General features: G+C 71.9%; 22 protein-coding genes. 7 read left to right on the forward strand and 15 right to left on the reverse strand.

Annotation, left to right across the window (positions count from 1 at the left end; genetic code table 11):
• Positions 1-28 precede the first annotated feature (28 nt).
• On the reverse strand, positions 29-586 hold the full coding sequence (locus tag BEK98_RS41860; protein ID WP_094222055.1) for a TetR/AcrR family transcriptional regulator: 558 nt from the start codon (positions 584-586) through the stop codon (positions 29-31).
• Between the two features lie 95 nt (positions 587-681).
• On the opposite strand from BEK98_RS41860, the gene BEK98_RS41865 reads away from it, so the two are divergent.
• Positions 682-1,839 (forward strand): FAD-dependent monooxygenase, encoded by a 1,158-nt coding sequence (locus BEK98_RS41865; protein ID WP_094222056.1) that lies wholly within the window; start codon positions 682-684, stop codon positions 1,837-1,839.
• 79 nt (positions 1,840-1,918) lie between these two features.
• Here the strand turns inward: BEK98_RS41865 and BEK98_RS41870 are convergent, their stop codons facing one another.
• Positions 1,919-2,296 (reverse strand): ArsR/SmtB family transcription factor, encoded by a 378-nt coding sequence (locus BEK98_RS41870; RefSeq protein ID WP_094222057.1) that lies wholly within the window; start codon positions 2,294-2,296, stop codon positions 1,919-1,921.
• Between the two features lie 96 nt (positions 2,297-2,392).
• Between BEK98_RS41870 and BEK98_RS41875 the strand changes: the two genes are divergently transcribed.
• Positions 2,393-4,420 carry a heavy metal translocating P-type ATPase gene (locus tag BEK98_RS41875; protein ID WP_094222058.1) on the forward strand — a complete coding sequence of 676 codons (2,028 nt, stop codon included), beginning with the start codon at positions 2,393-2,395 and terminating at the stop codon, positions 4,418-4,420.
• Positions 4,421-4,510: 90 nt separating this feature from the next.
• Here BEK98_RS41875 and BEK98_RS41880 read toward each other — a convergent pair whose 3' ends face one another.
• The 4 genes from BEK98_RS41880 to BEK98_RS41895 all read right to left on the reverse strand — a co-directional run bounded on the left by BEK98_RS41880 (position 4,511) and on the right by BEK98_RS41895 (position 7,807).
• Positions 4,511-5,167: a hypothetical protein gene (locus tag BEK98_RS41880; protein WP_143684233.1), complete on the reverse strand. Its 657-nt coding sequence runs from the start codon at positions 5,165-5,167 to the stop codon at positions 4,511-4,513.
• Between the two features lie 70 nt (positions 5,168-5,237).
• Positions 5,238-5,744, reverse strand: a complete 507-nt coding sequence (locus BEK98_RS41885) for a molybdenum cofactor biosysynthesis protein (protein WP_094222060.1) — start codon at positions 5,742-5,744, stop codon at positions 5,238-5,240.
• 121 nt (positions 5,745-5,865) lie between these two features.
• Positions 5,866-6,819 carry an SCO2521 family protein gene (locus BEK98_RS41890; RefSeq protein ID WP_094222061.1) on the reverse strand — a complete coding sequence of 318 codons (954 nt, stop codon included), beginning with the start codon at positions 6,817-6,819 and terminating at the stop codon, positions 5,866-5,868.
• Position 6,820: 1 nt separating this feature from the next.
• A complete protein-coding gene (locus BEK98_RS41895; protein ID WP_094222062.1) occupies positions 6,821-7,807 on the reverse strand; it encodes an SCO2522 family protein in 987 nt (328 codons plus the stop codon).
• A gap of 113 nt (positions 7,808-7,920) precedes the next feature.
• Here BEK98_RS41895 and BEK98_RS41900 point away from each other — a divergent pair, with 113 nt between their 5' ends.
• Positions 7,921-9,138: a GNAT family N-acetyltransferase gene (locus tag BEK98_RS41900; protein ID WP_094222063.1), complete on the forward strand. Its 1,218-nt coding sequence runs from the start codon at positions 7,921-7,923 to the stop codon at positions 9,136-9,138.
• Here BEK98_RS41900 and BEK98_RS41905 read toward each other — a convergent pair.
• The 7 genes from BEK98_RS41905 to BEK98_RS41935 form a co-directional block, all read right to left on the reverse strand.
• Positions 9,128-10,099, reverse strand: a complete 972-nt coding sequence (locus BEK98_RS41905) for an FAD-dependent oxidoreductase (RefSeq protein WP_094222064.1) — start codon at positions 10,097-10,099, stop codon at positions 9,128-9,130. The two genes, BEK98_RS41900 and BEK98_RS41905, sit on opposite strands and share 11 nt — an antisense overlap.
• 119 nt (positions 10,100-10,218) lie before the next feature.
• Positions 10,219-11,130 (reverse strand): SCO2523 family variant P-loop protein, encoded by a 912-nt coding sequence (locus BEK98_RS41910; protein WP_094222065.1) that lies wholly within the window; start codon positions 11,128-11,130, stop codon positions 10,219-10,221.
• Between the two features lie 4 nt (positions 11,131-11,134).
• Positions 11,135-12,985, reverse strand: coding sequence for an SCO2524 family protein (locus tag BEK98_RS41915; protein ID WP_094222066.1), 1,851 nt, complete (start codon positions 12,983-12,985; stop codon positions 11,135-11,137).
• Between the two features lie 38 nt (positions 12,986-13,023).
• A complete protein-coding gene (locus BEK98_RS41920; protein ID WP_094222220.1) occupies positions 13,024-13,785 on the reverse strand; it encodes an SCO2525 family SAM-dependent methyltransferase in 762 nt (253 codons plus the stop codon).
• 271 nt (positions 13,786-14,056) lie between these two features.
• Positions 14,057-14,959, reverse strand: coding sequence for a hypothetical protein (locus tag BEK98_RS41925; RefSeq protein ID WP_094222067.1), 903 nt, complete (start codon positions 14,957-14,959; stop codon positions 14,057-14,059).
• Between the two features lie 86 nt (positions 14,960-15,045).
• Complete coding sequence (locus BEK98_RS41930) at positions 15,046-16,221, reverse strand: DUF2306 domain-containing protein (RefSeq protein WP_244202210.1); 1,176 nt, start codon at positions 16,219-16,221, stop codon at positions 15,046-15,048.
• Positions 16,222-16,342: 121 nt separating this feature from the next.
• Entirely contained in the window at positions 16,343-16,873 is a 531-nt protein-coding gene (locus tag BEK98_RS41935; protein WP_094222069.1) for a PadR family transcriptional regulator, read from the reverse strand.
• Positions 16,874-17,000: 127 nt separating this feature from the next.
• Here BEK98_RS41935 and BEK98_RS41940 point away from each other — a divergent pair, with 127 nt between their 5' ends.
• The 4 genes from BEK98_RS41940 to BEK98_RS41955 all read left to right on the forward strand — a co-directional run bounded on the left by BEK98_RS41940 (position 17,001) and on the right by BEK98_RS41955 (position 20,534).
• Positions 17,001-18,200, forward strand: coding sequence for an SMI1/KNR4 family protein (locus tag BEK98_RS41940; RefSeq protein WP_094222070.1), 1,200 nt, complete (start codon positions 17,001-17,003; stop codon positions 18,198-18,200).
• Positions 18,201-18,245: 45 nt separating this feature from the next.
• Positions 18,246-18,866 (forward strand): hypothetical protein, encoded by a 621-nt coding sequence (locus tag BEK98_RS41945; protein WP_094222221.1) that lies wholly within the window; start codon positions 18,246-18,248, stop codon positions 18,864-18,866.
• 1 nt (position 18,867) lies between these two features.
• The gene (locus tag BEK98_RS41950; protein WP_094222071.1) at positions 18,868-19,692 is read left to right on the forward strand and encodes a phosphotransferase; all 825 of its coding nucleotides are present in this window, start codon (positions 18,868-18,870) and stop codon (positions 19,690-19,692) included.
• Positions 19,693-19,793: 101 nt separating this feature from the next.
• Positions 19,794-20,534 (forward strand): SDR family NAD(P)-dependent oxidoreductase, encoded by a 741-nt coding sequence (locus tag BEK98_RS41955; RefSeq protein WP_094222072.1) that lies wholly within the window; start codon positions 19,794-19,796, stop codon positions 20,532-20,534.
• Positions 20,535-20,541: 7 nt separating this feature from the next.
• Here BEK98_RS41955 and BEK98_RS41960 read toward each other — a convergent pair whose 3' ends face one another.
• Together BEK98_RS41960 and BEK98_RS41965 are read right to left on the reverse strand one after the other, a co-directional pair.
• Positions 20,542-20,997, reverse strand: coding sequence for a DUF5959 family protein (locus BEK98_RS41960; protein WP_244202211.1), 456 nt, complete (start codon positions 20,995-20,997; stop codon positions 20,542-20,544).
• 11 nt (positions 20,998-21,008) lie between these two features.
• Positions 21,009-23,297, reverse strand: coding sequence for a lantibiotic dehydratase (locus tag BEK98_RS41965; protein ID WP_094222073.1), 2,289 nt, complete (start codon positions 23,295-23,297; stop codon positions 21,009-21,011).
• Positions 23,298-23,330 lie beyond the last annotated feature (33 nt).

Here is a 23,330-nt window from a genome sequence, read left to right on the forward strand (position 1 = left end):
CGCGCTTTTCAACGGCTCGGCCCACGGCTCAGCGCAGGGCAGACGCCACGAGGCCGTGGATCTCCTGCCCGGACACGCTCCCGCCGTTCACCAGCCGGTCGAAGACCAGCCCGTCCACGCAGGTCAGCAGGGTGACCGTACGCTCTTCGGCATCCTCGACGCCGTGTGCGGCCAGGAAGTCCTGTACGGCCTGACGCGCCAGGTTCTCGCGCGGCACCAGGATCTCGCGCAGCTCGGGGTGGTGCACGCTCTCGACGGCGCACGCGTAGCGGGCGAGGGACCGGCGTCGCCCCTCCCCGGCGAGCCGGAGCCCGGTGAAGGCCAGGAGGCCCGCGGTCAGTTCGGCGGCGTTCCGGGGCACCGGTGTCCTGGCCCCGATCTCCTGGAACTCCGCCTGGTCGACCGCCACCAGGCGTCGGACCAGTGCGGTGAGCAGCGCCTGGCGGGTGCGGTAGTAGGCGGACGTGGTGCCGGGCGGCAGGTTCGCCGCGCGGTCCACGGCGCGGTGTGTCAGTCCGCGCATTCCGGCGTCGGCGAGCACGCCGATGGCCGCGTCGGCGAGGACAGTACGTCGATCGGTGGGCACCCCCTCTTTCTACACCCCCGCTTCTACAGCTGTAGAGGGCCGGGCTACGCTCCTTCTACACCTGTAGAAAACCTGCGCGTGGAGAGGGGACCGGCATGGGCGGTACCGCAGTGGTGGTCGGTGGCGGGATCGGGGGGCTGTCCGCAGCGATCGGCCTGCGCCGGATCGGCTGGCAGGTGACGGTCCTCGAACGTGCCGCCGTGCCGGCCGACGCGGGTGCGGGCATCTCGCTGCACGCCAACGGGCTGCGCGCGCTGGACGCGCTCGGCGTCGGCGCGGCGGTGCGTGCGGCGGCCCGGCCGCAGTACAGCGGGGGCACCCGCACTCCCTCGGGCAGTCTGCTGGCGCGCATGGACGGGGCCGCGCTCGCGCGCGAGCTGGGCACGCCGATCGTCGGCATCCCGCGCGCCACGCTGCACCGCCTGCTGCGCGCGGCGCTGCCTCCGGAGTGCCTGCACACGGGCGTCTCCGTTCCGTCGGTCGACCGCTCGGCTCCCGACCGGATCGCGGTGCCGACCGGAGCGGGTGTCCTGGAGGCGGACCTTGTCGTCGCGGCCGACGGCGTGGGCAGCCGGCTGCGCGGCCAGGTGTTCCCGGACCATCCCGGCCCGGTCTACAGCGGGTCGACGGTCCTGCGCGCCATCACCGCGCGCCCGGTGGAGCTGAGCAGCGACTTCGAACTGACCTGGGGACAGGGGGCGGAGTTCGGCCACATCGCCTTCGCCGACGGGCGCGCCGAGTGGCACGCGGTGCTCAACTCCCCGCCCGGCGTGCGTCACGCGGACCCGCTCGGCACACTCCGCGACCGCTTCCGCGACTGGCACGAACCGATCCCGGCGCTCCTGGCGGCGACCCACCCCGAGGCCGTACTGCACCACGACATCCACGAGTTGGTGACACCCCTGCCGACCTACGTCGCGGACCGGATCGCGTTCCTCGGCGACGCGGCCCACGCCATGACCCCGCATCTCGGTCAGGGCGCCTGCCAGGCCCTGGAGGACGCCGCCACACTGGCCGCGGCACTGGCCGACGCGCCCACGGTCGCGACGGCACTGGCCCGCTACGACACCGAGCGCCGCCCCCGCGCCCAGTCGGTCGCCCGCGCGGCCCGGCAGGCAGGCCGGATGGGCCAGCAGCTGTCCCATCCCGCGGCCGTCGCCCTGCGCAACACGGCCCTACGACTCGCCCCGTCCCGAGCGACGATCCGCGGCATCCTGCGCCACGCCGACTGGACACCGCCGAGCCTGGGTTGAGGCCGCCGCAGGCGAAGGACACCTGGTCAGACCGGGCCGGTGTCCCATGCGGAGCGGCCGGCGCCGACCCTCACGGCGGTCAACCCGCGGGCCGGTCCGTGTCCGGGGTGTCGGGCAGGCCGAGGCGGAGGTGTTCGGTGTGGTAGACGGCCTGGTCGAGGAGTTCGGCGACGTGGTTGTCGTAGAGGTCGTAGATGACCGAGCGGCCCTGGCGGCGGCCGACGACCAGGCCGAGGTTGCGGAGGAGGCGCAACTGGTGGGAGCAGGCGGACTGTTCCATGCCGACCTCGGTGGCCAGTTCGGTGGCCGCGCACGGGCCTTCCCGTAGCCTCGCGAGGATCAGCAGCCGGGACGGGGTGGCCAGGGCCTGCAGCGTGGTCGCCACGCGGGCGGCGCTGTCCGCGTCGAGGCGGGTGCGCGGCACGGACTGCCGCGCGCGAGTTGCTCCATGGCCCATGGGGTCATCATACAGGTGATACTTGAAAGCCTCTTCATATGTACCTGTATGGTGGGCGGGCTGGTTCCCCCTGCCCTGCCGAAGGGTTCATTCGTCATGTCCTCCGTCCTGACCGACCGCCCGGCGCCGCTCGGTTCCGCCCCCTCCGAGGCCGCCGGCCCCGGGCGGCGGACCCGGGTGTCCGCCCTGCCCGAGGCCCGTTGGGCCGCCGCGGCCACGGTGCTGTTCCTCCTCGCGCTGCCGTTGCAACTGACCGGTGCGCCCGGCTGGGCCTGGGGAGTGCCGTACGCGCTCGCGTACGCCGCCGGCGGCTGGGCGCCGGCGTGGGCCGGGCTGCGGGCGGTGCGGGAGAAGACCCTGGACGTCGACCTGCTGATGATCGTGGCCGCGCTCGGGGCGGCCGCCGTCGGACAGGTGATGGACGGGGCGCTGCTGATCGTCATCTTCGCGACGTCCGGCGCGCTGGAGGCGCTGGCCACCGCGCGCACCGCCGACTCGGTGCGCGGTCTGCTCGATCTGGCTCCGGTCACCGCGACCCGGCTGCGTGCCGACGGCCGGGAGGAGACCGTCGCCCCGGCGGACCTCGCCGTCGGTGACACCGTGCTCGTCCGGCCCGGGGAGCGGATCGGCGCCGACGGTCAGGTGCTGGACGGGGCCAGCGAGGTCGACCAGGCCACCATCACCGGCGAGCCGCTTCCGGTGACCAAGGGGCCGGGTGACGAGGTGTTCGCGGGCACGCTCAACGGCACCGGCGCGCTGCGCGTGCGGGTCGGGCGGGACGCCGCCGACTCGGTGATCGCCCGGATCGTCCGCATGGTGGAGGAGGCGTCCGAGACCAAGGCACCGACCCAGCTGTTCATCGAGAAGGTCGAACAGCGTTACTCGCTCGGCATGGTGGCGGCGACGCTCGCGGTGTTCGCGGTGCCGCTCGCCCTCGGTGCCGCGCTGACCGACTCCCTGCTGCGGGCGATGACCTTCATGATCGTCGCCTCGCCGTGCGCGGTCGTCCTGGCGACCATGCCGCCACTGCTGTCCGCGATCGCCAACGCCGGCCGGCACGGGGTGCTGGTGAAGTCCGCGGTGGTGATGGAACGCCTGGGCCAGGTCGACGCGGTGGCGCTGGACAAGACCGGCACCCTCACCGAGGGCACTCCGCGCGTGACCGACATCCTGCCGCTGCCCGGCTCCGGCCTGGACGAGAAGGAGCTGCTCGCCCTCGCCGCGGCCGCCGAGCACCCCAGCGAACACCCGCTGGCCCGGGCCGTGGTCGACGCCGCCCGGACCCGAGGCCTCACCGTCGCCGCCGTGCGGGACTTCGCCTCCGCGCCCGGCATCGGCGTACGGGCCAGGGTCGAAGGCCGTACCGTCGCGGTGGGCGCGCCGGAGCGGCTGCTGTACGACGACCGGTCAACTGCCCAGCTCGCGCCTGCGGTTCGGGACGGCGCCCAAGCCTTCGTCGCCGATCTGGAGGACGGCGGCCGTACCGCGGTGCTGGTCACCGCCGACGGCGTCCCCGTCGGCGTCCTCGGTATCGCCGACCGGCTGCGACCGGAGGCCGCCAACACCGTCGCCTCCCTCACCGCACTCACCGGCAGCCGCCCGATGCTGCTCACGGGCGACAACCCCCGCGCCGCCGCCCGGCTGGCCGCCGGGGTCGGCATCACCGAGGTGCGCGCGGGGCTGCTGCCTGAGGACAAGGTGGCCGCGGTGCGGGAGCGGGAGAGCGCCGGCCGCAGGGTGCTGGTCGTCGGCGACGGCGTCAACGACGCGCCCGCCCTGGCCGCCGCCCACACCGGGATCGCCATGGGCCGCGCCGGATCGGACCTGGCCCTGGAGACCGCCGACGCGGTGATCGTCCGCGACGAACTGGCCACCGTGCCCACCGTGGTGGCCCTCTCCCGGCGGGCCCGGCGCCTGGTCGTGCAGAACCTCGTCATCGCCGGCGTGTTCATCACCGGCCTGGTCGTCTGGGACCTCACGGCCACCCTGCCGCTGCCGCTCGGTGTCCTCGGCCACGAGGGGTCGACCGTCGTCGTCGGCCTCAACGGCCTGCGGCTGCTCCGGGAGACGGCGTGGGTGAAGGCCGGTGCCGGCGAGGGGCAGTCGGTCACGTCGGGCTCCTGACCCCTACCAACGGTGCCGTCAGGCGACGGCGGCCGCTCCGTGAGACAGCAGTCGGCCACCTCGGACTCCTCACACCGACCAACCGTGCCGTCAGGCGACGGTGGCGTCGGCGACGACCACGTGGATGTCCGCCGTGATCTGCGTGTCGGCCTCGTCCGTGGTGACTCCGAGGAGGAAGGCCGTGCGTGTGCCGTCGACGGTCACCAGGGTCATCTCCAGGCGGGCGGTGCCGTCGTCGCCGTTGCGGATCCGCAGGACGGCCGTGTGGGCGGGCCGGCCGTCCACCTCGGTGGCGTGCGAGTCCTCCAGGGTGGCCGGCCGGTCGGGGAAGAAGAACTCGGCGTTGGAGCGGGCGGCGCTCTCGGCCGCCCGGCGCAAGTCAGCGCGCGGTACGGTCTGCCCGGCCCGGCCGGCCAGCACGGTGCCGCCGCCGGAGGAGGCCGCGCCGGAGGCCCTGCTCATCGTCGAGGAGAAGGCGTCGATCAGGTCCTTGTCCTTGGCCGCGTCGTGCTTCCACCCTTCCGGGACGGCGTAGGAGAGTCCGGCGCGTGTGTCGGTGACCCGGGGACGGCCCGCCAGCGGATCGCTCTCCCCGCCCTTGCTCCACCAGGCGGCGGCCACCGCGCACACGGCGACGAGGATCAGTGCCACCGCGCCCACGAGCAGCCGACGGCGCGGCCGGGGCGGTGCGGGCCGCGGCGGCTGGGCGGGGTACGGGAGCGGGGCGATCGGCGAGGGGCTTGTCATGCCCTCAGCCTTCATGATCTCCGGCGGGCGTCGCCTGAGTCGTCGTACTCATCTGCCCTGCCTGGTTCGCCTACGACGTCTCCTGCGTTTCCCGCACACCGAACAGGGCGGGCCCCACGGTCAGGATCCCGTCGCTCAGTGGCCGGCAGCGCACTCCCCCGCCGGCGCGCAGTGCCCGCTGCGCTCCCGGCCCCAGCGTGGTGTCCATCCAGGCGCAGGGTCTGGCCGCGCTGCGTACCTCCAGGTCCACGGGTCCGGTGCCGCAGTCGAGGAAGACCGTCGACCCGATGTACGCGTCGATGTCCACGCCGCGCAGCAGGACGTTACGGCGCGTGCGCAGCAGGTCCGCCTCGCCCTGGCCCGGCTGCGGCAGGCGTTCTACGGCCATGAGGGTGATCGAGGCGTTGCGGTGGGCGGGGTGGTTGAAGTACCGGTCTCCGACGATGCCCAGCCCCGCGCGGACCTCGGCGGTCGTCACCAGTTCGTCGGGCGGCAGCTCGGGCTGTCCGTCGCCCGGTCGGCCCGCGAACCGGTGCACCGGCGAGACCAGCAGCTGAACGATTTCCACATGTGGCACGCCCTGAGCCTAATTCCTTGCTACCCACACTCGGCAGGAGCCTGTGCCGGACAGTTCGAGCAGGAGATTCGGAAATCGCCGTGAGATATCGCGGTGCGATGGAAAACCCCCGGTACACGGATTACTTCGCCGAGGCGGAAGTCGTGTCCGACCGATGCTGCAGCAACCGAACAGTCTGGACGGCCAGTTGGTCGCGGATCCGCTGAACGAGGTTCTGCCACTGGCGACTGAATCCCGGCGAGTGCTCCAGCACGTCCCACAGCGGGCTCAGCACGGGCTCCACGTGTGAGCGCGGCATCCACAGATGCAGCAGGTGGTCGACGGCCGGGAGAGCCAGGCCGCCTCTGGTCACCAAGTGCACGACCGTCGTGAGCAGCCAGTCGTGCAGGGCGAGATCCTCGCACAGGCCCGCCGCCGCGGCGGCGGGGACGGCCTCCGGCAGCCGTAGCTCCACGGTGCGCAGCCCGTCCTCGCCCAAGGCGAAGCGCTCCAGGGACGGTCCCTCGTCGGCGGGGCCTCGTCGAGCGACCCAGCGAAGGTCCGTGCGCCGGGACTTCAACGGCACCGTGCGGTCGAGGAGCGGATGGCGCATCAACCGCGACAGCAGGCCTTCGGAGATCATCCCGAGATCCAGCTCGCCGCGCCCGGGGCCGCGCAGAACACCTTCCGCGGTGGCCTGTTCGGGCAGCTTCCCCACAGGTTCGACCAGGCCCGGTCGGACGAGGTAGTGACCCCAGGGGCGGCGCGTCTCGGGGCCGGTGGCCGGGGCGCCGAAGTAGGCGCCGGCTTGCAGAACACGGCCCCCGGTGAGTGCGGCACGGGCGATGACGGTACCGACGGCCCGGATGTCGGCGCCGTTGGAGGTGGGAAGCCGGCAGTCCACTCCGGTCAGGACCTCCGGGGAGAGGGCGTACATGATGGGCCGTTCGGAGACCAGGACGGGTTCGTCGGCGCGCAGCCTCAGCAGTTGGGCGGCGGCCCGGCCGTCCAGCGCATGGGACGACGGCAGCAGGCAGGTACGCACCTCACCACAGGCGAGGACCGGCCGCGCGGGTCGCCCGAGAGCCGTCGCCATCTCAGGTTCCCTTGCCGAGACGGCCGTCGACCGGCTCCTCGTAGAAGACGTACGTCGCGCGCTGGGCGACCGCCTCCGGGACCGCGAGCCCCTCCCGGGCCGAGCGCTCGGCGACCTGCTGCAGCGCCACGGGCGTGACCTGAGTCTGGTCGAGGATGAGCCGTACGGCGTCCTCGACGGCCAGGAAGCGGTTCGGCATCAGGGTGCAGGTGCGGTAAGCGCTGAAGGCCGCGGCCTGCGGGTTGAGCTGGAGCAGGGGCGGCAGCCGGTCCCAGTCCTGCGGGAAGTCCTCGCCGTTCCACGGGCGCGGGACCAGCACCGGCTCACCGAGGTGCCGTAACAGCCCGAGCCGGGCCAGCTGCCATACGGCGGCCAGGAACGGGCAGGACCACAGCCGCCGGCCGTCCTGCTCGGACCACAGCTCGACGTCCATGAAGACGGAGTGGTTGCGGGCCGCGGTCTCCTGCGGCGGCTGCCAGCCTGTGACCTCGCCCAGGGCGGCGCGCTTGGTGAGGGGAGTGCGCTGCCCGTTGGCGAGCCAGCCGGTCTGGCCGACGGTCGGGCGGCCACCGTGGCTGCCCGGCGGTGGCGACTCGACCAGGCGGTGCAGCACGGACTCGGCGATCTCGATCCGGTCGGCGACCGCGCAACCCGACTCGCGGGCCAGGTAATCGATGACGAGGCCCGCTCTCTCGGCCTCCTTCAGCACCAGCGGGATGAGTTCGGCGGGCGTGGAGAAGCGCGTGAAGTAGTCGTCGATCAGGAAGCAGGTGCTGATGCGTGGCCGCTTGAGGCCGGTTCGGCGGGCGACGGAGGCACGGGCGGCGTCCGCCCAGACGCGTACCTCGGCGAAGTGCTCGCGCAGCCGCTGCGGACCGGCCTCGAAGTCCTCCATGTAGAGGTGGCCCAGCTCCAACGAGAGGTGGGACAGCGGCACGGATTGGGTACGGAACTCCGCAGTGGCCTCCCGGAACACGGCTTCCGACACGGCGCTCTCCCCTCGGCGGATGGTAAGCAAAAGTACAACTTGGTTAGGAAATAGGCCAGTTGCCATGCATTATGGCCCTCTGTGACACCTCGAACCGAACGAAACGGATGGATATGGCTGCATGGTCCACCCGGGCGGCCGATGCCGCCGATCTGGCCGGACTCCGCCTTCTGCTCACCGAGTCGTGTGAGGCCGCGGTCGTCCCGTCGTCCGCGCTCCTCGCCGAGGCCGTTGACCGCGGGTTGGTCCGGGTGGCCGAATCCGAAGACGAGCTGGTGGGGTGCATCGCCGCGGAGATGCCCTCACCAGGGCACGTACGTCTGTCGGTGATCGCGGTCCGGGACCGGATGCGGAGGCAGGGTGTGGCCTCGCGGCTCCTGGCCGAGACGGTGGCGCATTCCTCCCGGAGACCGAGCGAGCCGCCCCTCATATCCGCCGTCGCGAGGACCGAGGAGACAGCGGTCACCCGCCTCCTGCTGGTGAGCGGCTTCATAGGGACCCGGGTCATACACACGGGCGGCACGGACGACGCTCTCCACGTCCACTTTCAGTACAAGGCGCGTGTCGAGTACATAGACCCGGATGCTCGGCATCTCGTGCACGTCCATGCGCGAAAGCAGCTCACGGAGTCGCTGGCACCCTCCGACCACGCGGTGACGGCACTGGTGACACTGGCTGGTGAACCCGCCTTCGAGATCGCCCGGTTCGAGCAGGACGACCCCGCGACCCTCCAGTCCGGGGAAGCCGCGGCCGGCATAGCGTTCTCCGGTTCCATACTCGCCGCGATCACCTTCCTGCTGGGCTTCGCCTTCACGTCGAGCCGGTTCCCCGACGACGTGCGTCTGCTTCTCATCGGAGCGACGTTCAGCACGGTGCTCTCCCTGATCGTCTATGCGAGCGCCTCGGGAGAACTGGCCCGGATCCGCTCGAACGCCTTCGGCAAGATCATGAAGTGGGGGAACGTCCTGTCCGAGTACGGTGGGGTGTTCCCCTTCCTCATCTCACTTCCTGTCACCTACGCGCAGGCCAGCGGCGACCCATGGACGACCATGGTCCTGGCCGTCGTGCTCAGCGCCGCCATCGCCTGGTACGAGCACTCCGAGTTCTCGATCGCCCACCGATTCCGGCGGAGCCGCAACGAGCGCGCCCTGATGCTCATCACGGCGGCCTCGCCGACGGTCGGCTCGGCACTGGTGGCTGCGGATGTCACCAGCTGGCCGTGGACCACCGTGCTGACCGCGACGCTCGCGGCCAGGACCTGGCTGTACCTCTTCCGCAGAGGCGCGGAGGCCGACATCGCGGAGCGCCGGCAGTGGCAGATCAGGGGGTAGCGCGGGTGGGTCCCACCGCGGTGCGGACCCGCTCCGTGATCTCGCGGGCGCACCCCCAGGACAGGGTCAGCCCGGCTCCGCCGTGCCCGTAGTTGTGCAGCAGCAGCGTGTCCTCGTGCCGCTCTTCCCCGAGCCGGACCCGCTTCCGCACCGGCCTCAGCCCCACCCGGTGTTCGAGCACCCGGGCTCCGGCGACCGACGGCTCGACGGCGGCGCAGCGACGGACGATCTCCTGGGCCGCGGCCTGGTCCGGCCGCTGTTCCCAGTTCCCGTGGTCCGCCGTTCCCCCCAGGACCAGCACGTCGGAGTGGGGATAGAGGTAGATGAGTTCCTCGGCGTCAGGGGTGTCGTCGCAGAAGAAGGACCGGACGCCGGGGTTCTCCACGACGACGAGCTGGCCGCGCACCGCCTCGACCGAGGCGTCGTCCGCCAGGAACCGGGCCCCGGCACCGGAACAGTTGACCACCACAGGCGCCTCGCACAGCGCCTCGTCGAGGGTGTTGTAGTGGTGACGGCGCATCCGGCCGCCGGCCCGCGCGAGCCGGCGCACAAGGTAGTCGAGGTAGCGGGGCATGTCGACGAGGGGCGCACGATAGCTCCAGCCGACCGCGTACCCCTGACGGAGGTCCTCCGCCGGGCACATGCGCGCCCCCACCAGGCTGCCCCACTCCGGCATGTCGCGGGGGATCCTGGATTCGTGGGTCCCTTCCACCAGCTGAATGCCCGTCTGTGCGTCGACGCTCAGCTCGTTGAGTACCGTCAGGGTCTCCCGGCTCCAGCGCTCGACCATGTCCCTGGGCTCGGCCAGATAGGGGTCCCACATCGCGCCCGCGGCCGCCGAGGTCGTCGCACCGGGCGGCTGATCGGCGTCCACCCGGACGTCCATTCCGGACTCCGCCAGGCACACCGCCGTGGTGAGCCCTGCCACTCCGGCACCGATCACCACCGCACTGGCAGCCACTGCTCGCCTCCCGCGTCCGAAACTCCCGGCGCCCGTCCAGGGCAACGTTGTCGCCGGAGAGCTTCGAGACTATCCGAACCGGTGTGCGTGCGCCTGTCACGGTTGCGCCTGCGCCGCTCTCACGCGGGCCCCCAGTACTTGTCGTCGGTGAGCCGGTCGGCCAGCCGACTGAACGCCTCCCAGGTCTCCCTGTTGGCGATCTGGCTGACGAGCACATCCTCTTCGGTGATGAGCTGCTCACGCCATTGCAGAACCGGTTCGAGGGGTACGGAACCGAGGATCTGGCTGCAGCCGAGGGCGGAGGCGAGATGCCTGAGGTCGTCGTCGGCCCTGTGCAGCCACGCCGCCTGGGCGGGCGAGACCTGCGACCACAGCGGTGACGCGGGATCGGGTACTGCGGCCCGGACGAAGCGGACGGCGGAGCGCAGCGTCTCCTCGTGGTGGCCACGCTGGACGCCCGCGGCGACGATGCCGCGCTCACCGAAGACCAGGCCCGCCGCGGCTGCCACATGCTGCCGGGTCCAGCGGTGGAAGACCAGCCAGCGGGCCGTGTTCTCCCTCATCTCGGGCTGCGCGGTGGCCTCCAGGACCATGTCGACGGCGTACGAGCGGCCGGCGCTGAGGTCCACGACGACCAGGTCGAACTCGTAATGGAGCTTCATCAGCAGGTCGGCGCAGAGCCGCACGTGGTCGCCCGTGGTGGCGAACTCTCCGCCGCTGACGTCGCCGGGCATCAGCACCAGGCGGCCGGCGCCGGATGGCCGGTCGCGCAGCACCTGGTGCTCGGTCCTGGCCCAGACGTCGATGCGTTCCGGCTCCGTGACCTCCCCCATGAGATAGGAGTGCAGGTCGCGGTCCTCGACAGCCCGGCGGGCGTCGGCCACGTCGAAGACGGCCGAGGCGGTGGGCGAGCCGAAGTCGAAGTCCAGGTAGCAGACGTCGTCCCCGGCCAGCGCCCGGTGGTAGGCGAGGTTGGCGCTGGTGACGGAGCGGCAGGCGCCTCCCTTGTCGGAGGCGGCGAAGGTCAGCACGGTGTCACCGTCCCCGGGTCGCGGCCTCGCGGGCCCGGGCGAGCGCGTCGAGCTGTCCCAGAACGTCGAGCGCCAACGCGTAGGCGGTACCCGGCTGTTGGTCCAGGAGACGGCGGGCGCGGCGCAGCTTGAGCTCGATGTTCCTCAGTTCCATCCCGTGCCGGCTGCCGTCCACGGGGGCGGACTCCATCTGTTCGCTGCCCAGGAGATGGCCTGCCTCGCTGAGCAACGCGCCTGCCAGCTCGGTGATTTCGAGGCTGCGGATCGGTGGCTGCCGGTACATCCGGTGGGCCTGGACCATCACCTCGACGACCCCCTCGGTGATGGTCCACGACACCGGCACCCGGCGCTCGGGGATCTCCGCCCCGGGATAGGCGCCGTGCACGTCGTCCCACAGGCCGGTCCCCTCGCCCTCCCCGATCCGGCGGCACCACAGGTGGTCGAAGACCTCCTCGGCGAGTCCGAGCAGCCGGTCGTGCGAGGCGAGGTTGCGCGAGAGCGTGCACAGCTGGATGGTCCGCTTCAGCAGCTGCGCCGAGAAGTCGGTCAAGGACCAGGTCATAGGAGGACCGAGCCGCTCGCCGCCCGGCAACGGCAGGCGGACGCCCACGTTGTGCAGCCGGTGGACCATGGGGTCGTCGCGCGTCATCCGGCTGGTGATGCGGCCGCGTTCGGCGAGGCGTTCCATGACGCTGACGGTGCGGGCCAGGTCGTCGTCGGTGGCCCGGCGCCGCATCAGGTCGTGGACGAGGATGGCGGCGACGGAGAGGGAGAAGTACTCGGACCCCAGCTCCTGTCCCGACGTACGCCAGGGGATGTCCTCCAAGGGCCAGCGGTCGGAGTCGAAGCGGGCGACGCCGGACCAGTACCGCTGGGTCAGCTCCCACCGCAGCCGGAGCGCCTCGGCGAGCCTCTGCTGTTCGGTGCTGAGCAGGCCCAGGGTGAGGGTGCGCTCGGAGAACAGGTCCTCGATACCGTCGAGGGCGACCACGGTGAAGTACAGGTACGGCACCGGGGCGGCGACACCGTCGGGCTGCGGCCCGACGGGTTCGTCGATCTCGACCTCGGGGGCGTCCCTCACCAGGCTCCACGCCCAGCCGCACTCGAAGAGCTGGTTCTCGTCCTTGAGCCCTTCCTCGACGTCGATTCCGAGGGACACGCCCTCGACGATCGCGGCGCGCAGCGCACGGAAGCGGCTCTGGAACATGCCCAGCACCTGGCGCTGCGACAGCCTTCCCTGGCCGAGGAGTTCGCCGAGGTTACGACCCTGGGGGGAGTCGATGTCGAAGGCGTTGACGGCGAAGGAGCGCAGCAAGCTCACCATGGCGGCGGTGAGGCGGTGGCTGGTGTCCGCGCGCAGTTCGGCGATCGTCTCCCGGATGTCGAGGCGCCTGGTTCTGGTCTCGTAGACCTTGAGGAAGCCGAGCGTGGCCAGGCAGAGGGTGATCGACATGGAGAAGGAGTCGACCACGCCGAGCCGGCGTTGATCCTCGGTGAGTTCCTCGTTCGAGTCGGCGCAGCCGAAGTAGTAACCCCCGGCGAAGGTGGGCCACTTGTCCTCGCCGGTGTGGGTGCGCATGAACTCGGACGCGGCCTTGACGAGGTTGGCCGGCAGGTCGATCCGCCCTCCGGCCTTCTTGAGTGCCTGCTGGACGTCCTGCTGTGTGGTGTCCGGGTCGTCAAGCCGGAACTCGGGGATCTCCGTGGCCGGGTACAGCAGGCAGAGCAGCCGCTCGGCGTCGGCGACGCTGCTCTTCCCGCCCCACTCGCCCCAGTCCCACTGCTCCTGCTGGAAGGAGTGGCGCGCGAGGGCGTGCCAGATGTCCAGCAGATTCTGGCGTGGCTTGATCTGCATCCCCTGCCCCTCACGCAGGCCGCACCGCCGTCAGTTGATCAAACGGCCGGGTTGCCCGCCTCCGCATTGCGGCGCCAGCCGTGGGCCAGGATCATTCCCGCATATCCGTCGCGCACACAGGCCGCGTCTTGGAGCCTCTGCACCTTGAAGTCGTGCACGAACGGTTCGAGGCTCGCGCGCACCTCGGATTCTCCGACGTCACAGGCGGGGAAAGAATGCCCATCTACTTGAAGGCCCTTGGAATGTGCCATGAAGGCCGCAGCGAAGGGGGCGCCGGGGGCCAGGGTGCGCATGAAGCGTTCGACGCCCCACGTGAACTCCTCATACAAGTCGGTCATCGACTCCGCGACGAAGAACATGGTCCCCACGGACCACTGCCCTTCGTGCCGCGACAGGTCGAAGATGCTGCCCTGCCTGACCTTGACGACCCGGCGGAACCGGTCGCGCGGATCCAAGCCGAGGGAGCCGTAAGTCTCGTGTTCGCAGAGGGCGTTCCAGAACTGGTCCCAGTTCGTGTCGTAGGAGTCGACCTGACTTTCGAGATACCTCACGTTCGCGGACGAGTGCTCCAGGAGGGTGATCTCGTCGCACCAGGGGAGCATGGAGAGGGCGGGGTAGAGGTTGGCCCCGGCACCCACATCGATGCCAGTGATCCGGCCGACATCCCTGTTTCGGAAATGACCGACGAAGTGATCGCGAACGATGCGCAGGATCTCCGCGTCCTCTGCCCACATGTCGCGATAGTTGTGCTCAACGTAGGCGATCGGATCGAATAGATGCCACGGCACATCGGCATTCATCACCTGGAGATCCCCCTGCCGCAAAGTCGTTCGCTCACGGTACCGACACCGGAGGCGCGGTGGATCCCCTTCCATCAAGGTCACGGACCTTCCGTCACGACGACCGCCCGCTGACGACGAGAAGCATCGTCGAGGCCGATCTGCCCGAACTCCACCGCGTCGACGGCCTTCCCCGAGGAGCCGTACCCCTAGCGTCGATCGTTTGGCTTGGAACCGAAGCCACTTGCGCACAGACATGCGTCTCAGTAGCGACCTTGAGGGCGTGAGGCGTCTAACCAGCGCCCCGCATCGCCTCACCCGGGCCGGCACCGCCTCTCAGCAGCAGGCGTCCGCTCGCCCCGGCGGCCAGCAGCCCGGCCACCATGGCGACCAGGCCGAGGCCGGGTCCGGAGGACCAGTCGACGTGCGGGGCACGGGCCGCCAGGACGAGCGTCATGGCGAGGGCCGTGCCGGGCAGGGACTGCAGGGCGGGGCGGGTGCGGTCCAGGTCGTCCTCGGTGAGGGAGCCCAGCACGCCCACCCCGAGCGCGAGGGCCCAGACGCCGAGGGCTTGGGCGTCCAGCCGGTTCGTGTGCCAGGGCACGAAGTCCGCCCAGAAGCCGGGGCGGAGCAGCAGCCCGGTTCCGATGCCCAGCCAGGACGAGCCGAGCACGGCGAGGGGCGGCTTCGACCAGCCGGGCAGCGGAGCGGTGCGCGGGACCGGCGGCCCGGACCGGCGGACGAGTTGCCCGGCGAGGCAGACCGCCGCCCCCACGCACAGCAGCCCCAGCACGAACAGCCAGCCCAGACTGAACAGGACGGAGACGATCGGGCCGCCGCGGGCGATGTACAGCCGGCCGGCGTTGAGCAGGCTGACCGCGAACAGACCGGCCAGGACCACGGTGAGCGGCAGGACGAGGGTGCGGGCCTGCTCCCAGGTGCGGGTGCGGGCGAGCCCGAACAGGGCCGGGGCGGCGCCCAGCATGCCGGCGCCGATCAGTCCGGGGCTCAGCGGGTCCGGCGAGGACCAGGCACCCAGGACGTGCCCGGTGAGGGCGACGGTGGTGAGGGTGCCGCCGACGAGCAGGTTGATCACCGCGACCGCGGTGGCCAGGAGGGCGACCCCGGCCGACAGCGGCCTCCCCGGTTCGGGCTCCGGTGCGGTGGCGCGGCGTGGGTCGGAGGACTCTGCCATAGGAGGGTTCCGTTTCGGGAGGATTCTGTTTCGGGAGGGTTCGGTTCCGAGGGGGCGAGCAGGCGGGGATCCGTGCAGCGAACCGGCTACGACACCGGAGTTGCCGCCCGCGCGACAGGCAGCGGCGCCGGGGCGGAGCGCCTGCGGACCTCGCGGGCGTAGAGCAGGCGCAGGCTCACCACCTGGGTGGCGCCGAAGGCCGTGAGCCCGCAGCCGATCGCGACGCCCGCTGTCAGGGCGGTGAACCGGGCGAGTCCCAGGCTGTGTTCGAAGAACACGACGGCCCCGGCCGAGACCACGGGCGCCAGGCACAGCCCGGTCAGATGGATCCGCCACTCCTCACGGGCCCAGGGCCGCGCCTGCCGGGCGGCTCGCCGGGCGCCGAAGACCATGACGGCGTAGGCGACGGCGTACGGCACCAGATAGGCGACCAGCAGCCGGCGCCCGGCCGTGCCGTACGCGGAGAAGGCGCGCGCGATCCAGACGAGGGCGGCGGCCGCGGCCAGGTGCGCGGTGGCGGTCACGGGCAGCGGCGCCCAGGACCGGCCGAGGCCGTCGACGGTGTCCCGGCGGTCCCGGGCGCGCGAGGCGAGCAGCGCGCCGAACACGACGAGGGACCCGAGGTGCATGAGGGCGACCCGGTTGATCTCCGTCATCGGCAGCCCGGGCAGCACGGCCGGCAGGGTGCCCCACTCCAGACGCAGCAGCGGCGCGGTGAGCAGGAAGCCGTAGCACAGGAGCATCCAGCGCTGGTGCAGGTCGGGGAGGCCGGCGACGGCCGCGAGGATGCCGAAGGTGACGCTCAGGACGGTGCCGACCAGGATGGTGGCGAGGACGATCCAGAAGGCCGCTCCGCTGAAGGCGTCCCGGGGCGCGGTGCGGGCGAGGTAGAGGCCGGCGCCGGCCATCGAGGCGTAGACGGTCACCGCGAACAGGATCCCGAGGCCGCGGTGCGGGCGGCTGCGGCGACGCGTGGCGGTCAGCAGCTGCGCGGGCCCGAGGAGCATGAGCAGTCCGCCCAGGACGGAGTGCACGATCATCGGGATGAGGCTGTGCCGGTACGGCGCGACGCGGGTCGCGAGGGCGTCGGCGACGTAGCGGGGCGAGACCGCGTGCGCGAGCAGCGACTCCCCGAACGCGGGGGCGCCCGGGCGGGCGTACGGCCACAGTTCGGTCATCGCGAGGGGCGCGTAGCCGACGCACACGGCGGTCACGGCCACGGTGGCGACACGGCGCCAGGTGCTGCTCGTCCAAGGACGCACGACGACTCCCCGCTCTCGGGCGGCCCCGGTCCCGGTCCGACCCGCCATAGTCTCTTCTGGACTATCGAAGGGTTACCGACGGTAGAGCCGCCCCTCGCAGAGGTCAACGGTGTGCGCGCAGTCAACGGTCCGATGCGCGTTCGTCCCGGCGCCGGACCCAGTCCCAGAAGTCGACCATCATCCGCTCGTAGCGGATGCCGAACTCCAGGGCCTCCCGCTGGCCGGGGGTCAGCAACTCGCCGACATCTTCGGCCAGTTGCTCGTACTTCCCCAAAGTGCTTTCGTGTTCGGCGAATTGGGCGGGCGCAAGCTGTTCCGGCCGGGCCCCGAACCACAGCTTCAGGATGCCGCGCTCACGGGCCTCCACGGGCACGAACTCGGGGTCGCTGAGCCACTGCCGCAGGGCTCGCCGGCCCTCGTCCGTCAGTGTCAGCACCCGGCGGTTGCGCCGGCTCTCCTGACGCACCTGGGCGAGCATCCCGGCCGCGAGCAGGCGGTCGCACTGCGCGTACACCTGCGCGTGCGGCACCGACCAGAAGGGGGCGACGGTGCGGCCGGCCTCCACCTTCACGTCGTACGCGCTGGCCTCGCCCAGCTTGTCGATGATGCCGAGGACGAGGAAGGAGGAGGTGGTCAGCCGCGCGTCAGCCATGTGCCGACCGTACCGTGACCCAGGCGCGGAAGGTCCCGGGGTGCTCCGGGTGCAGTGCCCGCACGCGTTGTCGGTGACCACCGGTGGCAGAATCCCGCCCATCCGATGATCACCCCGGAGGACGCACGTGACCGAGGACCTGGCCGAGTTCGCCGAGCCGGACGCCGAACGCCCGCCCACCCCCGTACCCGTGGACTGGGCGGCCGTGGAGGAGTGGCTCGGGACGCGGCTGCCCACCGACTACAAGGTGCTGGCCGACCGCTACGGCCCGGTGGACTTCGGGGAGTTCCTCTGGATCCATGTGCCGTGTGTGCAGCCGGGGCGGTTCGACTACGGCCAGTGGCTGTGGGCGACGCACCGGGAGGCCCGGATCGATGCGCGCGAACTGCCTGCGGGTGAGCGGCCGTTGCTGCACCCCGAGCCCGGCGGACTGCTCGCCTGGGGCTGCAGCCGGGGCTCCGACACCCTGTTCTGGGACACTTCGGTGTCCGACGACCCCGACGAGTGGACGGTGGTCGTCACCCACCAGGGGCCGGTGCCCGGCAGTGGTCTGCTCCCCTGGCACCGGTACGACCTCACGCTCACCGGCTATCTACGGCACACCGTCCGTGACAGCTGGGAACTCCCGGTCCCGCCGGGACCGTTGATGGGTCCCCTGCCGGGCACCTTCGCGCGCACCGCCTTCCTCGACACCGCCGGTCCCTGGACCCCGCCCGCCCCGACCGCGCCCCGGCTGACCGAGGCGGAGCGCCGGGTCGCCCTGGAGACCGGCACGGGGCTGGACGCGCTGCGCCTGCTGACTCCGCCACCGGCCGAGCCATGCCTCGGGGACGGCACCTGGGAGGGGCTGTTCGAGCAGTTGGGCACGCCGTTGCCCGGGGAGTACGTGCGGCTGATGGAGACGTACGGCAGTGGCTGCTGGAGCGGCTGGCTGCGGTTCCCGGAGCCGCTGCGCACCACGGCACCGCGCTTCACCGCCTTCGTGGACCAGACGCTCGAGGCCTACGAGTCGCTGAGGTCCGGCCACCCGCAGTGGTACCCCCTCCCCACCTTCCCGGCACCCGGCGGTTTCCTGCCCTTCGCCGACTCCATCGACGGCGACTACCTGGGCTGGCTCACCGAGGGCGACCGGCCCGACGACTGGCCGCTCGTCTTCTGGCCCCGGCACGCCGACCAGGGGCCGCCGCTGGAACAGGGGCTGATCGACACGCTGTTGGCCTGGCAGCGCGGCCGGCTCAGCACGGTCGGCCTGTGCGTCCCGGACGAGGACGACGACCCGGTCGAGTTCGCCGCCTTCGAGGCCTTCGGCGAGGAGGACGAGGACTGAGTCCCGACCGCCGGCGGGTCGGCCGCACCCGGCATGATGATCGCCATGACTCCGATCACCGGCCTGGATCTGACCGGCTTCACCTGGCGTGAGCCCGGCGTGTGGACGGACGCGGCGGGACTCGTCCTGTCGGTCCACTTCTTTCCCCTGGTCCCCGATCTGCCCGCCCCGCTGCACGAGTTCGAGCACCTGCGGACCGGGCTCGCGGCAGGCGTGGGCCGGGCCGGGGGCGGGCTCATCGAGGCGGTGCCCGGCACCGTGCACGGCGTCCCGGCGGTCCGTCAGCTGGTGAAGGTGCCCAGGCCCGGCGGACCGCACGGGCAGGTGTTCCTCGGCTCGTGGACCGTACCGAAGGCGGGGTGCAGCGCGGCCGTGAAGGTGCAGGCCGCGGAAGGCGCGATGACCGGGATGCGCGAGGCCACGGTGATGGCGCAGACGGGGCCCGAGGCCTACTTCCGTCCCCACCCGTACTCCGCCGGCGGGCAGTTCGGCGGGCTCCCGTGTCACGCGGCCGACGACGAGCAGTGGGACGCGCTGTTCCCCGACCACCCGCTCACCCTGGTACGGGCCGCGCTGCACCGCATCACGCCGACGGTCACCCTCGACGAGCACTTCCGGCAACTGCCCCCGTTCGCGGGACCCGTACCGCCCCCGCAGCACGGGTAGCTTGCCCCGTGTGACGACCGAGGGTGCGACAGGAGACGGCCGGGCGCTGCCCGGAGGCACGGTGAACGCGGGCGCGGTCTTCCGCCGGGGTGCGGTGGTCGACCGTCCCGCACCCCGTACCGCACGCGCGCTGCACCGCCATCTCCAAGCCTTGCGGGAACACGGCTTCGACGCGGCTCCCGTCCCGGTCGGCCTCACCCCGGACGGCCGCGAGCTGCTGACCTTCGTCGCCGGTGAGGTCGCCCTGCCGCCGTTTCCTCGGTGGGCGATGACGGAGCCCGCGCTGAGGTCGGTGGGCGTCCTCCTGCGCCGCCTCCACGAGGCCGGCGCGGCAGTCCCGGCCGACCCGCACGTCGACTGGCCCCGGGACCTGGCCGACCCACAGGGCGGAACACTCCTGTGCCACAACGACGTGTGCCCGGACAACGTCGTCTTCCGAGACGGCCGCGCCGCCGCCCTGATCGACTTCGACCTGGCGGCCCCGGGCCGGCCCTTGTGGGACGTCGCCATGACCGCGCGCTACTGGGTCCCCCTGCTCGATCCCGTGTCCGCGTCGGCCCTCTACCCGGCCGGCCTCGACGCCCCCGCGCGCCTGCGGATCCTCGCCGACGGCTACGGCCTGAGCGAGCGGGAACGCGTCGAGCTGCCGGGAGTTGTCGAGCAGACCACCGAGACCTGCCGCGCCTTCGTCGCCCGCCGGGTCGCCGACAGCGACCGTACCTACCTCCGGATGCTGGCCGAGCGCGGCGGGTGGCAGCGCTGGGACCGTATCCAGGACTGGCTGGTGGCCAACCGGAAAAGGTTCACGGCCGCCCTGCTGGACTGAGTCGATACTTCCATATTATGGAATAGAAATTCCACTCAGCGGTAAGTTACGCTCCGCCCCTCGATCACATCAGCGGTCGTCACCAACTTGAGGGGTGGGGCATGAGCGAGAGTCGCGTGGCGCTGGTCACCGGTTCGTCGTCCGGGATCGGAGCCGCCGTGGCCCGGCGGCTGGCCGCGGAGGGCGTCCGGGTCGTGGTCAACTCGGCGCGGAGCGCGGCCGCGGGCAAGGAGTTGGCGGCCCGCCTGCCCGACGCGGTGTACGTGCAGGGCGATGTCGCCGACCCGGAGGACGCCGGACGGATCGTGCGGGGCGCGATCGACGCGTACGGCCGGCTGGACATCCTGGTGAACAACGCGGGCACCACCCGCTTCATCCCGCTGGAGAACCTGGCGGCGGCCGATGCCGCCGCCTGGCGGGAGATCTTCGACGTCAACGTCTTCGGGGTGTGGCAACTGACCACGGCCGCCGTCCCGTACCTCCAGCGGTCGGAGGCGGCCTCGATCGTCAACATCTCGTCGGTCTCGGCGACCCGGGCCCTGGGAAGTTCGATCCCCTACGCGGTGAGCAAGGCCGCCCTCAACCACCTGACGCGCCTGCTCGCCTCCCAGCTCGGCCCCCGCATCCGGGTCAACGCGGTCGCGCCGGGCCTCATCGAGACACCGTGGTACGACGAGGCCGACGAGGTCTGGCAGAACTCCGTCGCGTGGATCACCGCCAACACACCACTGCGGCGTGTCGGTTCACCGGAGGACGTGGCGGAGGCCGTGCACTACCTGACCACCGCCGCGTACACGACCGGGGACGTGCTGACCGTGGACGGGGGACGGCACATCGTCTGACCCCGGCTCAGTCCTCCTTCAGGGGCCAGGTCTTCCAGATCAGGTCGAGGCGGTCGTACGCCTCGTCGAACCAGGCGTCGGTCAACGGGACGGTCACGGTCACTGTCGTCAGGGACATCGAGTGGTCCCTGATCGTGACTCGGCACCGGTCGTCGTCCTCGACTCGCTCGATGAACAGCCATGGGGCGCGTGTGCCTTCACGCCATGCGATGTCCTGTCCCGCGTCGAGCTTGTCCAGGGCCTGCTGCCACTGGCGCAGATCCTCCGGGAAGAGCCAGGTCCTGAGGCCGCCGCGTACGAAGCGTGTGTCGACCCGGAACTCCCCGGCCAGGACGTCGGTCTCGTCGGAACCCTGCCCCGCCTCCTTCCCGGTGATTCGGAGGATGACGCTGTTGCCCCCGCCTTCCAGGCGGATCAGGTCGATCGGCTCCTCGGCCATGAAGGCACCTCCCAGCTCGCGCATGTGGTCGAACACTACGGGCTGGGCTCGGTGTCGAAGGCGACGAACCTCAGCTCGGAGGTGTAGCGCCGGCCCTCGTCGTCGGTGAGCCAGGTCTGTTCCGGGGTGGGCAGCATCTCGGTGATCGTGACCTTGCCCTCCGGGTCCTTGCGGGCGAGGCGGCGCAGGGCCTTGGCGAGGATCGTGACGTAGACGGGGCTGTCGAAGTCCACGTAGAACGGCCGGGACTCGGTCGGGGAGACGACGAACACGAAGCGGGGCAGGCCGAGTTCGGTGCGCCAGTGACGGGCGCGGACGAAACGGCGGGCCTCGTCCTTGTCGTCGGCGAACTCCGCCCGGGCGGCGGCCACCCGCCAGGTCTCCCGGGCGATCACCAAGCGGTCCACGCTCACGCGGGGCGAGTGGTCCGTCTCCGGGAGGAGCCGGAACAGGTCCATCGACAGGGTCGTCAGGACGTGGGAGAAGACGTCCACCGCCGGGAACTCCGAGCCGTCCGGGAACCGAACGACCAGTCGGCCTTCGCGTTCCTCCACCATGGCGTCAGCGCTGCGGACGGTGCGGGGCCGGGCCGGGTCCGCCGTGAAGTCGGCCAGGGCCACCTGATGGTCCTGGGGTCGTACGAGGGTGTGCCGGACCCTGGCCGAGAGGCGGGCTCGGTGCTCCTTCGGGATGAGGGGCATGAGGCGCGGGCCGGGGTGGTCGCGGTCGGTGAGGCGGAACAGCTCGTCCACGTCGGGGTGTTGGTGGGTGAAGAGCGAGGCGCCCAACGTGTTGGCGGCGACGTGGAGTTCACCGAGGACGAGGGTGAAGTCGCCGCGTGCGACCGCCTCCGCTCCGTCGGCGGCCAGCATCACGTCCGGGCTGAGATAGCGGGCGGCGGTCCAGCCACCGCCGGTCGTCCCGAACTCCTTCCCGACCTGTGCCTCGATGTCCGCCAGTCGTACGTCCACGCGGCGGGCCCCGGCCGGCACGGCGAGCACGCGCTGCCAGCGCTCGGCGAAGTCCCGCTGGAGTTCGACGGCGGCGGTGCGCGCCGGGCCGTGCAGCACGGGCAGGCACGCGAACCAGAAGGAGGCCAGGTCGACCGGACCCTCGGCGGCCAGCCGTGCGTACACCCGGTGCGCCTCGGCCGTCACCGTCTCCGCGAGGCGTGAGGTGAGCCAGCCGGCGCTGTCCATCAGGGGCCGTAGCGGGCGCAGGGCGTCGCGTACGGCCGGGCCGATGCGGGCGGTGGCGGCCCGGCGCGTGTCGGAGTACACCAGCGCCCGGCACGGGGCGGTCGACGCGGACTTCTCGCGCACGGCGGGCGTGTCGGTCAGCTCCGTGAACGTGCGCTCCAGGCCGGTCATCGCCTCGACCAGCTCGTCGACGTCACCGGCCGCCGCGATACGGGCGCGGCCCTCCTCCAGCCGGTCCAGGGCCGCGAGGCCCCGGCGGCGCGGCTCGGGCGCCCCGACGGACTCGAGCCAGGAACGCAGGGCGCGGTCGGGGTGGGTGTCGGCGGGAACCTCCAGGCGCCACACCACCCAGCGGCGGGCGACCAGGTCGTCCAGGACGGCGGGCACGTCGGTGTCCGGCAGTTCGGCGGCGATGCGCCGGGCCGGGCGGATGCCGTCGCAGCGGGCGAGGACGGCCGCCGCCTCGGCCGACAGGGCCAGCGGGCGCCGCCCCGGCACCCGGACCCGGTCCCCGTCCAGGGCGACGAAGGGCACGCGCCGGGGTGCGATCCACTCGCGCAGGGCGGGGTCGGCGTCCAGGATCTTCGCCAGCGCGTCGATGCCCCAACTGGCCCAGTAGACGGTCGAGTCGACGATCAGGCCGTGTCCGGCGTCGAGCGTGACACCCTTCGTCGCCGCGTCCCAGCGGCCCCAGCCGACCGGGCCGAAGAAGCCGATGGTGTCGTTCTTCACGCAGAACCGCTGCCAGTAGTGGGCGACCAGCTCCTCCCGCTGCCGGGGCATGCTGCTGCGGCTGTCGGCCGTCGGGGTCCAGCGCAGGAACGGGGCGATACCGGTGCGCAGGACGGTCGGGTTCTGCCAGGCCACCGCCTCGCGGAAGGCGGGGGTGCGGGCGATGTCCTGGAGGGTGTGGGCGGTCGCCACGGCGGCGTCGGCGAAGAGATGGGCGAAGTCCGCCCAGCGAGCGCCGTCCAGATTGTCGTCGGCGGCGAACTTGTCGGCCGCCTCGGCCAGTCCGGCCGGGGCGAGGCGCAGCACTCCGTCGGCGGGGAAGCCCGGCCCGCGCAGGGCGAACTGCTCCCACAGCCGCCAGCGGCCGAGGGACGGCACGAGGTCTTCGGTCATGGCACGGCTCTCCTTGGCGAACGTGGGTGGACT

The sequence above is a fragment of the Streptomyces diastatochromogenes genome (genome assembly GCF_002242805.1).
GTDB classification, from domain to species: Bacteria; Actinomycetota; Actinomycetes; order Streptomycetales; family Streptomycetaceae; genus Streptomyces; species Streptomyces diastatochromogenes.

Bases quoted from the DNA above. Each gene is read 5' to 3' on its own strand.
- BEK98_RS41935 (WP_094222069.1), bottom strand. From the start codon at position 16,873: ATGGCTGACGCGCGGCTGACCACCTCCTCCTTCCTCGTCCTCGGCATC.
- BEK98_RS41865 (WP_094222056.1), top strand. From the start codon at position 682: ATGGGCGGTACCGCAGTGGTGGTCGGTGGCGGGATCGGGGGGCTGTCC.
- BEK98_RS41890 (WP_094222061.1), bottom strand. From the start codon at position 6,819: ATGGCGACGGCTCTCGGGCGACCCGCGCGGCCGGTCCTCGCCTGTGGT.
- BEK98_RS41920 (WP_094222220.1), bottom strand. From the start codon at position 13,785: ATGAATGCCGATGTGCCGTGGCATCTATTCGATCCGATCGCCTACGTT.
- BEK98_RS41960 (WP_244202211.1), bottom strand. From the start codon at position 20,997: ATGCGCGAGCTGGGAGGTGCCTTCATGGCCGAGGAGCCGATCGACCTG.
- BEK98_RS41875 (WP_094222058.1), top strand. From the start codon at position 2,393: ATGTCCTCCGTCCTGACCGACCGCCCGGCGCCGCTCGGTTCCGCCCCC.
- BEK98_RS41915 (WP_094222066.1), bottom strand. From the start codon at position 12,985: ATGCAGATCAAGCCACGCCAGAATCTGCTGGACATCTGGCACGCCCTC.
- BEK98_RS41955 (WP_094222072.1), top strand. From the start codon at position 19,794: ATGAGCGAGAGTCGCGTGGCGCTGGTCACCGGTTCGTCGTCCGGGATC.
- BEK98_RS41870 (WP_094222057.1), bottom strand. From the start codon at position 2,296: ATGGGCCATGGAGCAACTCGCGCGCGGCAGTCCGTGCCGCGCACCCGC.
- BEK98_RS41945 (WP_094222221.1), top strand. From the start codon at position 18,246: ATGACTCCGATCACCGGCCTGGATCTGACCGGCTTCACCTGGCGTGAG.
- BEK98_RS41900 (WP_094222063.1), top strand. From the start codon at position 7,921: ATGGCTGCATGGTCCACCCGGGCGGCCGATGCCGCCGATCTGGCCGGA.
- BEK98_RS41925 (WP_094222067.1), bottom strand. From the start codon at position 14,959: ATGGCAGAGTCCTCCGACCCACGCCGCGCCACCGCACCGGAGCCCGAA.
- BEK98_RS41965 (WP_094222073.1), bottom strand. From the start codon at position 23,297: ATGACCGAAGACCTCGTGCCGTCCCTCGGCCGCTGGCGGCTGTGGGAG.
- BEK98_RS41880 (WP_143684233.1), bottom strand. From the start codon at position 5,167: ATGACAAGCCCCTCGCCGATCGCCCCGCTCCCGTACCCCGCCCAGCCG.